This is a genomic window from Microcoleus sp. Pol7_B2 (genome assembly GCF_036701035.1).
GTDB lineage: Bacteria > Cyanobacteriota > Cyanobacteriia > Cyanobacteriales > Microcoleaceae > Microcoleus.
This window is the reverse complement of record NZ_JAUBQB010000132.1, coordinates 1-9,285: the sequence shown is the minus strand read 5'-3', so window position 1 is coordinate 9,285 and position 9,285 is coordinate 1. Positions and strand designations below refer to the sequence as shown.

Genomic DNA, 9,285 nt, shown 5'->3' with positions numbered 1-9,285 from the left:
TGTCATTGGTTTTCTCACAGGATGGTCTTGGATCTTACATTCTTTATCTCTAGCACATCTTTAGAAAAATGGTATAAATTTTCCTTCGGATGTTTAGCCTCCATAACTACACTCATCGGCGAGTCTGCATCGACAACTATGGGGATAACTTGGGTGGCAAATGAGAGGAAGTCTAGACGAATATTCCCAAATGCGATTTCTTGGTGCCAAGTGTCGGGCGTATAACCTAACTTTGGTAGCAGATAGCTGACAATGAGTTTGCTTTCTACTTCGCTTTCGTTGCGGCAGTTATTGGGATTGAAAGTCATTCGATTTTAGATTTTAGATTTTAGATGGGGAATGACTGATTTAATAATGGTACGGATTGTGATATTGACAGTAGGGCTCGCATTCCGCCCCTTACAAAGGCTATGGATTGTAATATCGAAAAACCCGGTTGTGTTTGACAAACCGGGTTTTTTGGGGATTAATCACGCTTCAAAACTACTTTGTTTGAGCGTTAAATTCCTGCAATGTCTGATAGCCGCCAGCCGGATCGTATAGGTGACAGTTGTCGGCAATCCGCTTCATTAAAGACCAAGAAAATTCTGTTTCGTACAGATGATCTTGCCAATTTTCCTTTAAGCTGCTGTGGGCGAGGCGCAAATTGTACCAGGGAATAGCAGTTGAAAGGTGGTGGGGAACGTGCACGTTAATGTCGTGGCACAGAAACTCTACCCAGCGGGGATAATCGCAGTGAACAGTTCCCGATAGTTGCGCTTGGGCTTCGTTCCATTCTTCGGGTTCTTTAAATGAAATGTCTGGTGCTGTGTGGTGGACGATCGTAAAAGTGCTCATCCAGAAATGGTAAACCAGCCAGGGCATCAACCAAAATTTGACAAATCCCCAAATGCCTGTGGTTGCAATTAAAATCGGGAATCCGATCGCAGCACCGATTAAAACTACAAAAACTGAAAACCGCACTTGTTCTTGTTTCTGTTGTCCTTTGAACCGCCACCACATAAAGTGCACTTTTGCCCAGTGGGCGATCGAGCCGATCCACCACATCCGACCGAAAATTAAACTATAAGCTATTTGTAAAGCCTTGGGAGCAGCAGCGTAGTCTTCTGCTGTCATCGGTTGCCAAGCATTATCTTCGCCAATTTTATTGGTGTGCTTGTGGTGATAATTGTGTCCGTGCCGCCATGCGTGAAACGGATAAATTAACGGCAGAAATGCGATATGTCCGACTAAATCGTTTACCCAGCGGCGGTTAGCAAATGACCGATGACCGCAGTCGTGACCGATCACAAAAAAACCGGTTAATCCGGTTCCTGTGAAAATCCACATTAGGGGTAGTAGAAACCAAGGAGAGACTGCTATGCCCCAGTAACCGACAGCAACTAAAAGAACGTTGACGATTACTTTTGTCCAAGCTTTGCGGGGGTTTTTGGCGAATACTTCCCGCGGCAGGGTTTTGAGAATATCTTTCAGGCGCAGGTTGGAAGTGTCACTTGCGGATGTCAAATTTAGTGGTTTTTCGATCGATGCTGTCATAAACTGATTTCGATTCTCCGTATGCCATGAGGATGGCTTAACAAATTAGCGCAATAAAAAAGCGCCGTAAAATGTCAGCTCGTTGCCAGCAAGCAGCAGACGAGTTGAGCTGTAGGCAAGCGCGTTTTAGCAAAAGCTAGCGATCGCTATCCGCAGTTAGGAATTTCTAGCACTTTTGGCAAAAAACACTGCGGGTAGCAAAACATTCGTTTTTATAACACAGGGCCAGGACAATTAGCATTAGCGACTGTTGTCAGCTAATTGCTGTTCCTGCCAGAAATGGGGTCGATCTCCCGCAAGCCAGCGATCGAGCGCTGTTTGAGGCTTTGCACTTCCAGCAGCAAGGATTCGATTTCCGCTTGCAAGTGCAGGAACTTAACTTGCTGATCGGCTTGGTAGGGGCACTTCACTGAATTTACTTTGCGGGCAAAACTGGTCGATAGCGTAGAAGAACTAGCCATTTCGGGATTGCTCGCGGTAACTTGAGGCCGGGAAAGAGTCGATGAATTATTTGACATTAGTAATTGGGTAGACATATCTACACATTCACACCATTAAGTTACTTTAACCTGAACCGATCGTATTAAACATCAAATTAACCGATCGAGCTAAAATTAGTGTAAATTCTTCGGCCATTGCCTAAAACCATTGACACCGTGACCCTGATTCTACCTGCTACTGACTCTGCTCCTAACTCTGCTGCCCGCGCCACCGAGCCGAAACGCTACGGCTGGCCCGGCTTGATCGAAGCTTATCGCCCCTACCTGCCGGTGACAGAAACCACGCCGGTAGTGACCCTCCAAGAAGGCAATACTCCCCTGATTCCAGCACCTGCGATCGCCTCTATCATCGGTCGAGACGTGCGCGTCCTGGTGAAATACGACGGACTCAACCCCACTGGTAGTTTCAAAGACCGGGGGATGACAATGGCGATTTCCAAGGCGAAGGAAGCTGGTGCCAAAGCAGTAATTTGCGCCAGTACCGGTAATACTTCAGCCGCCGCCGCCGCCTACGCCCGACGCGGGGGGATGCGAGCTTTCGTGTTGATTCCCGAGGGTTACGTGGCTTTGGGCAAGCTGGCGCAAGCTTTGCTTTACGGTGCGGAAGTCATTTCGATTGGCGGAAATTTCGATCGAGCCTTAGAAATTGTCCGCGAAATGGCCGTTAACTACCCCGTGACATTGGTCAACTCTGTCAATCCTTACCGCTTGGAAGGTCAGAAAACCGGAGCTTTTGAAGTCGTTGACGCCTTGGGCGACGCCCCCGACTGGCTGTGCATTCCCGTCGGAAATGCGGGAAACATCACAGCATACTGGATGGGTTTTTGTCAATACCACCAAGCCAAAAAATGTTCGCGCTTGCCGCAGATGATGGGATTTCAAGCCGCGGGGGCTGCGCCGTTGGTAACGGGCCAACCAGTGGCGCACCCGGACACCCTGGCGACGGCAATTCGGATTGGGAATCCGGCTAGCTGGAAACAGGCGATCGCAGCTTCCGAAGCCAGCCGCGGCAGTTTTGCCGCAGTCACCGACGCCGAAATTCTCGACGCTTACCGCTTGTTAGCATCGCAAGAAGGGATTTTCTGCGAACCGGCGAGTGCAGCTTCTGTGGCCGGCTTGCTGAAGGTAAAAGACCAAGTTCCGACTGGGGCGACGGTGGTTTGCGTGCTCACTGGTAACGGTTTGAAAGACCCGGATACCGCAATTAATCACAGCAACAATCAATTTAAAAGTGGGATTGCTCCGACTTTGGATGCAGTAGCTGGGGCGATGGGATTTTAGCAGAAGGAAGAGGGAACAGGGAAGAAGGAAAACTCTTTGTCATCTTCTCTCTCTTCTCTTCCTCTGCGTCCTCTGCGTCCTCTGCGGTTCCTTAAAAAAATTCTTAATTCATCACCAGGAGCAAACAGAATGGTTCAATCACCTGCCAGACTTCTAAGTGTTGATGAATTTATTGCCAACTTTGGCGACAGCGAGCGTTACGAACTAATCGATGGTGAATTAAGCGAAAGGGAACCAACGGGGCCGCACGAACAAGTATCCGCCTTCCTCGGTCGAAAACTCAATGTAGAAATCGATCGGGTGGGTCTACCCTACTTTATTCCCCCTCGCTGTCTCATCAAACTATTAGGAACAGCAACAGCGTTTCGCCCCGACGTACTTGTAGTAGATCGAACTCAACTAATTAATGAACCTTTGTGGCAACAAGAACCTGTAATTACATTGGGAAACTCAATTAAACTAATCGCTGAAGTCGTCAGCACCAATTGGCAGAACGACTACGCCCGCAAAGTTGAAGATTATGCAATGCTGGGAGTGCCTGAGTATTGGATTGTGGATTATCTGGGCATTGGCGGCAGAGAATATATTGGCAAACCCAAACAGCCGACAATTACGATTTGTAGGCTGCGAGAAGATGAGTATCAAAAACAGTTGTTTCAAAAGAGCGATCGACTGATTTCTTCACTCTTCCCCGACTTGCAGTTAACCGCACAACAAATCTTCGGAGCAAGCAGTATTTTAAATTCCTGATTACCAAACGGCGGTATTTCGAGTAACAGTAAGCTGCATAGCGTACACCCTACAGAATAACTTCAAAGAGCTTATATGGTGCGGAGCATCAATAAAACCTTAGCGATTATACAATGACCAAGCCTACTGCAACCCTGTTAATTGCCTGTCCCGATCGCAAAGGACTCGTCGCCTTACTTGCCAATTTTATCGCCTCCCACAACGGCAATATCATTCACGCGGATCACCATACAGATTTTACCGCCGGATTATTTCTGAGCAGGCTAGAATGGCAATTAGACGGTTTTGACTTAAGCCCCGAACAAATAACACCTGCTTTTAGTGAAATAGCCAAGGACTTAGAAGCCAATTGGCAATTGCATTTCTCCCAAAAAATTCGACGCATCGCGATCTGGGTAAGCCGTCAAGATCACTGTTTATTAGACTTGATTTGGCGACAGCGAGCGCAAGAAATCAGAGGTGAAATTCCGCTGATAATCAGCAACCATCAAAATTTAAAGCCTCTTGCCGCACAATATGGTATCGACTTTGAGTATATTCCCATTACTAAAGACAATAAAGCTATTCAAGAAGCACAACAGTTAGAACTTATTAAAAAATATAATATTGATTTAGTAGTTTTGGCTAAATATATGCAAATCTTGAGTCAAGACTTTATCAGGAAATTTCCCAATGTGATTAATATTCACCATTCATTTTTACCCGCGTTTGTGGGTGCAAATCCCTACGAAAGAGCTTATGAAAGAGGGGTAAAAATTATCGGTGCAACAGCCCACTATGTTACACCCGATTTAGATGCGGGTCCGATTATCGAACAAGATGTTGTGCGCGTCAGTCACCGTGATGAAGTGTCTGATTTGGTTCGCAAAGGTAAAGATTTAGAAAGGGTTGTGTTAGCAAGAGCCGTGCGATATCATTTACAAAATCGTGTTTTAGTTTACGGCAATCGGACTGTGGTTTTTGCTTAAAAATTAGGCATGATATCCATCGGGTTTGTTAATCCTTTAATCGCTCGGCGAGTGATATCAATTCCGGTTGCAGGATCGAAGTGCAGCGAATCCCAAAGTTTGCTCAGCTTGACATTTGGCATGACTGGTGATGCAGTTAAGATTTTCCGTTGCCGTCTTGTTGCGATCGCCCAAGGGCATGTTTTCCGAAAGAGTCGCCAATACGGCGAGGTTTCGGAACTTTACTTTTACCAGCGGGCCATCCTTCGCGCTGCTGGGAGCGATCGCCATCGGTTTCTTCGGTTTGGTCGTGAAACAAAATTTGTCGCGTGGGATAAGGCAAATCGATGCCGTTTTCCACAAGCTTTTTTTTAATAGCACAAATTACCTTGTCGCGCGATCGCATATCGTCAATTCGGCGCGGCGGAGCAATCCACCACCGAACGCGGATCTTGACGGTACTTTCTGCTAGCTCAAGCACCAGCACATCGGGTGCAGGATCTTTCAACACCTCCTTTACGCTGTACAATGCTTCCAGCATTAACTGCTTGGCGCAATCAATATCGTCGCCGTAACCAATACTAAAATCGTATTCGGTGCGGCGTTTATCGAAAGCGGTATTCACTGTCACCGAATTAGTAAACAATTCGGCATTTGGAATGACAATCCGCCGGCCATCATAGGTTAGGATTGTTGTAGCGCGAGTCTCAATATTTTCTACCGTTCCCTCAAAGTTTTTAAACACAATCTGGTCATCGATTCGGAACGGTTCCGTCAACAGAATTAGGATACCGGCTAAGAAGTTTTGCAAGATATCGCGAAAGGCAAAACCAATCGCCACCCCGCTAATTCCCAGTAGTTGCACCAAATCGCCAGCTTTCAATGTGGGAATTACAATCGAAAGAGAAATAAATAGACCAACTAGAACGATCGCACTCTGGGCTAACCGTCCTAACACCAGCCCCAAATTTCGAGCTTGGTGGTGGTGGCGGGTAACTCGCCTGACCACTCTCTTAATTTGCCTACCCACAAAGTAAAAAATTGCAAAGACAATTAACGCCAGCACAATATTAGGCAGCATGATCATAAAGCTGTCGATCATGCTCTGAATCTTTTTCCAGACTATGGATATCTCTGCCTTCATGAAGTTTCCTCGCGGATCAGTCGTTGTCGATATTAGTAAAATTTAGCTCGATTAAGTTCTATCTAAAGACTGTAGATTGGTACGACGCGAGGCAGATGTTTTGGCAGTTTTCAAAATTTTGAATGCAGATTATATGTTGGGTTCTAGTACAGTTACATCGATTAGTAAACCTTCTGTAGGTGCGAAATAATAAAGAAGCCGATGAATTAATGCCGCTTAATGGCAGGAAAAACAAAAACAAGGAATCCCTGACTAAATCCCACCTGCCGATGGTAATCGCCATGCCGACACTTCCTGAATTTTTAACTCCTAATTCCCAAACGGCGGTAAATCGAGTAACTGATTTTTAGAAGGTGGAAGCTGGGCGGGATTTTTGCCTGGGGCGGAAGTTTGGCGGATTTCCAGAGCAGTTTCGCCAGGATTTGCAGTGCGAGTAGGTACTATCTCCAAAGAATATACTGTCTCGGTTTTTGCAGGGGCAGGATTTTGGGCTTTCGTGAGCAAGTCAACGGCATCTCCGAGGGCGCTAGTTAAATTTTTGCTAGTTTCGGCGTGACGGGCTTCTTCTTGTTTGAGGGCTTGAGTGAGTTGTTTAACTTGTTCGATCGCCCGATCGCGCTCTTCGAGAACTTCTGCTAACTTAGCTTTAAGTTCGCCTACTGTTTGCAGTTGTGCGATTTCTTGCTGGCGAGCCACCCCAGCATCATCACCTTGGGGCACAATGGGGGAAAAATTTTGTAACTGCTCTATTTGTGCTTCCAGAGAAGCGATGATTTGCTGAGTTAATTTGGCATCATTCCGCCGCTGCTCGGCTTCGGTATTGTAAAGTTGGCGCCACTGAGCCGCACTTTCACCGGCCTCATCTCGATCGCGCGAAACTTCTGTTAACTGCTGTTGCAGCCGCTTGATTTCATCTAACCACTGTCTGACATCCTGAGCCATATTGATTTTAGATTTTAGATTTTAGATTTTAGATTTTAAATTAGCAATGGCTTAATTAAGTAACGCTCCTTATTTCCAGTTGCGCGATCGTCCTGCATCCATTTTGCCTTTTCTAGTTTCCCCTCTCCTGTGCGCTATGAACATTTTTTACTGGTTGCGCTACCTGATTTTAGCTTTGTTTAAGGCGCTTTTAAGCTTGCTTCGAGCTCTCAAACGGAAATTTTGGGGTTTTTGGCTGTTTTGTCGGTGTTTGACTTGGGGCACGCTCAAGGAAGTCGGGGCGAAGGCGGGAGAGCAGCGCTTGCCGGGGCTGTCTGCGGAAATGGCCTACAATTCTATGCTGGCGCTGTTTCCGGGGCTGTTGGCTATTTTATCTGCGATCGCTCTCTTTGAACCTTTGCAGTCAACACTTTATCAAATCGCCCGTCTTTTGGGCGAAATTATACCCGATGACGTGCGGAAGTTGATTGGTGGCTTAATCAAAGAAATTCTGTTAACTCGGAGTAAAGGGCTATTTTCAGTGAGCTTTCTTGGGGCGATTTGGGCCTTTTCTGGAGTAATGAGCGCGGCGATGGCTGCACTCGATCGCATCCATGAAACCCCGATCGCTCGAACTCGACCATTTTGGAAAGCAAAACTTATTTCTCTGGCGCTGAGTGTCGGCACAATTATACTATTGATTCTGGCATCGGGAGTAGTATTTGTCAGCGACTTAATTGTACAAGCTATTGCCCGCCAGAGTTGCCTGCTGGAGTCCGTCGCCAATTGCGATTTAAAAGATGTCCAAAATTGCTTGCTCCTCGCCGGCAATTGCCCTTTGGAGTCGCAACTGTTAGGTGTTTGGCGGCTGTGGCGGTGGCCGATTTCTTTGGGAATTGTATCACTGGCTTTTGCCTTTATTTACCGCTACGGGCCTAGTCGCCGTCAACCAGATATTCCTATTTTGTCGGGAGCTATTTTTGCTGCTATTTTGTGGGCGCTATTTTCAGCTTTATTTCGGTTTTATGTTTTGCATTTGGGCAATTACACTTGGACTTACGGCACAATCGGAAGTTTTATTGTGTTGCTGCTGTGGCTGGATATTTCTTCTTTGGTAATGCTGATAGGCGCTCAGTTGAATGTGACCGTGGGAAAGGCTATCAAACAATCAAAATTAAAATAATTTGTTAATTTTGAATTGTTAATTGTTATTTGCCGGATGCTGTCTTACCTACGGAGTACAGTGCTGAGGATGCCCGCAACAAAAGACAGAAAAATCAGTATCCAAATGACACCACCGGGAATGAATGTCAAGAGGCCAACACCTCTGAGAATCCAAACTAGGAGGGTGAGGCCCAGGATGGTCAAAAAGATGCGGGTAGATAGTCGCATTTGAAATCTAGGAGAATTAGTCATGTTGAATGTTAAAGTTTTGTCTGGATCAATGATAGCTGCTTTGCTGGCGATCGGCAGTTATCTCACCTTAATTTCCACTCCCGGTTCCACTGTTGCGCTTAGGGCTACAAATGTGCTGGGAGAAGCGGCAAATGCTGCTCAAAAAACACCTTCTGCAAGTTTAACAATTTCCGATCGCACAATTGGAGCGGCGAAGGTGGGGATGACTTTAGGACAATTGAAAAAGGCTCTCGGTTCCACAGCACAGTTTAAGGTACAGTCTCCTTTTATGGTAGACTTTGATGCTGTGGCTGTCAGCCAGTCGGGAAAAGTGCAATATCGGATTATCTATGCTGCGGGGACAAAGCTAAAAGATACGGATGTCATTGAACTTTTGATGACTGAAAATGCTAATTATAAAACTGTTCAGGGCGTCGGACCAGGAATGACTCTGAAACAAGCTGAGGCAATTTACGGCAAAGCTACTTTATCTTATAACGTCGATAATGAATCGAGAGAAGGGGTTGTATTTGCCAAGCAACCCACTAGAAACATTATGTTTGTTCCCAAGGCTGAAGGGAAACAATTTGGGGGAGTTTATGGCGCTGGTCAAGGGGGATTTTATCAGACTAATAAGTATCAGCCGAATGCTGTGATCCGCTCTGTGATGGTGCGGAAGTAAGTTAGTAGAAACCGCCCAACAGATAACTCGGTGATTAAAATCTCTTCTACAGCTGGCGGGGTGACAACCCCGCTCAAAGCCAGATAGAATAAGGATTTGACTGGATTATGGTAAAAAAAGATAGGTCCG

11 protein-coding genes are annotated in these 9,285 nt (G+C 46.2%); 5 read left to right on the top strand and 6 right to left on the bottom strand.

Annotated features, from left to right (window positions below; genetic code table 11):
• Positions 1–14: 14 nt before the first annotated feature.
• The 3 genes from QUA57_RS27420 to QUA57_RS27410 all read right to left on the bottom strand — a co-directional run bounded on the left by QUA57_RS27420 (position 15) and on the right by QUA57_RS27410 (position 2,054).
• Positions 15–308: a hypothetical protein gene (locus QUA57_RS27420; RefSeq protein ID WP_445304511.1), complete on the bottom strand. Its 294-nt coding sequence runs from the start codon at positions 306–308 to the stop codon at positions 15–17.
• 175 nt (positions 309–483) lie between these two features.
• The gene (locus QUA57_RS27415; RefSeq protein WP_333064902.1) at positions 484–1,536 is read right to left on the bottom strand and encodes a fatty acid desaturase; all 1,053 of its coding nucleotides are present in this window, start codon (positions 1,534–1,536) and stop codon (positions 484–486) included.
• A 257-nt stretch (positions 1,537–1,793) separates the two neighbouring features.
• Complete coding sequence (locus QUA57_RS27410; RefSeq protein WP_333251484.1) at positions 1,794–2,054, bottom strand: hypothetical protein; 261 nt, start codon at positions 2,052–2,054, stop codon at positions 1,794–1,796.
• A gap of 138 nt (positions 2,055–2,192) precedes the next feature.
• On the opposite strand from QUA57_RS27410, the gene thrC reads away from it, so the two are divergent.
• The 3 genes from thrC (at position 2,193) to purU (ending at position 5,035) form a co-directional block, all read left to right on the top strand.
• Positions 2,193–3,317 carry a threonine synthase gene (gene thrC, locus QUA57_RS27405; protein WP_333064903.1) on the top strand — a complete coding sequence of 375 codons (1,125 nt, stop codon included), beginning with the start codon at positions 2,193–2,195 and terminating at the stop codon, positions 3,315–3,317.
• Between the two features lie 129 nt (positions 3,318–3,446).
• On the top strand, positions 3,447–4,067 hold the full coding sequence (locus QUA57_RS27400) for a Uma2 family endonuclease (RefSeq protein ID WP_333064905.1): 621 nt from the start codon (positions 3,447–3,449) through the stop codon (positions 4,065–4,067).
• 113 nt (positions 4,068–4,180) lie between these two features.
• The gene (purU, locus tag QUA57_RS27395) at positions 4,181–5,035 is read left to right on the top strand and encodes a formyltetrahydrofolate deformylase (RefSeq protein WP_333064906.1); all 855 of its coding nucleotides are present in this window, start codon (positions 4,181–4,183) and stop codon (positions 5,033–5,035) included.
• On the opposite strand, the gene QUA57_RS27390 is transcribed toward purU, so the two are convergent.
• The 3 genes from QUA57_RS27390 to QUA57_RS27380 form a co-directional block, all read right to left on the bottom strand.
• The gene (locus QUA57_RS27390; RefSeq protein WP_333064907.1) at positions 5,032–5,157 is read right to left on the bottom strand and encodes a hypothetical protein; all 126 of its coding nucleotides are present in this window, start codon (positions 5,155–5,157) and stop codon (positions 5,032–5,034) included. The genes purU and QUA57_RS27390 overlap by 4 nt on opposite strands.
• Before the next feature lie 14 nt (positions 5,158–5,171).
• Entirely contained in the window at positions 5,172–6,158 is a 987-nt protein-coding gene (locus tag QUA57_RS27385) for a mechanosensitive ion channel family protein (protein WP_333064908.1), read from the bottom strand.
• Between the two features lie 309 nt (positions 6,159–6,467).
• Positions 6,468–7,100 carry a hypothetical protein gene (locus QUA57_RS27380; RefSeq protein ID WP_333037460.1) on the bottom strand — a complete coding sequence of 211 codons (633 nt, stop codon included), beginning with the start codon at positions 7,098–7,100 and terminating at the stop codon, positions 6,468–6,470.
• A gap of 136 nt (positions 7,101–7,236) precedes the next feature.
• Here QUA57_RS27380 and QUA57_RS27375 point away from each other — a divergent pair, with 136 nt between their 5' ends.
• Positions 7,237–8,262, top strand: coding sequence for a YihY/virulence factor BrkB family protein (locus QUA57_RS27375; RefSeq protein WP_333064909.1), 1,026 nt, complete (start codon positions 7,237–7,239; stop codon positions 8,260–8,262).
• 231 nt (positions 8,263–8,493) lie between these two features.
• On the top strand, positions 8,494–9,156 hold the full coding sequence (locus QUA57_RS27370; protein WP_333064911.1) for a hypothetical protein: 663 nt from the start codon (positions 8,494–8,496) through the stop codon (positions 9,154–9,156).
• Positions 9,157–9,285 lie beyond the last annotated feature (129 nt).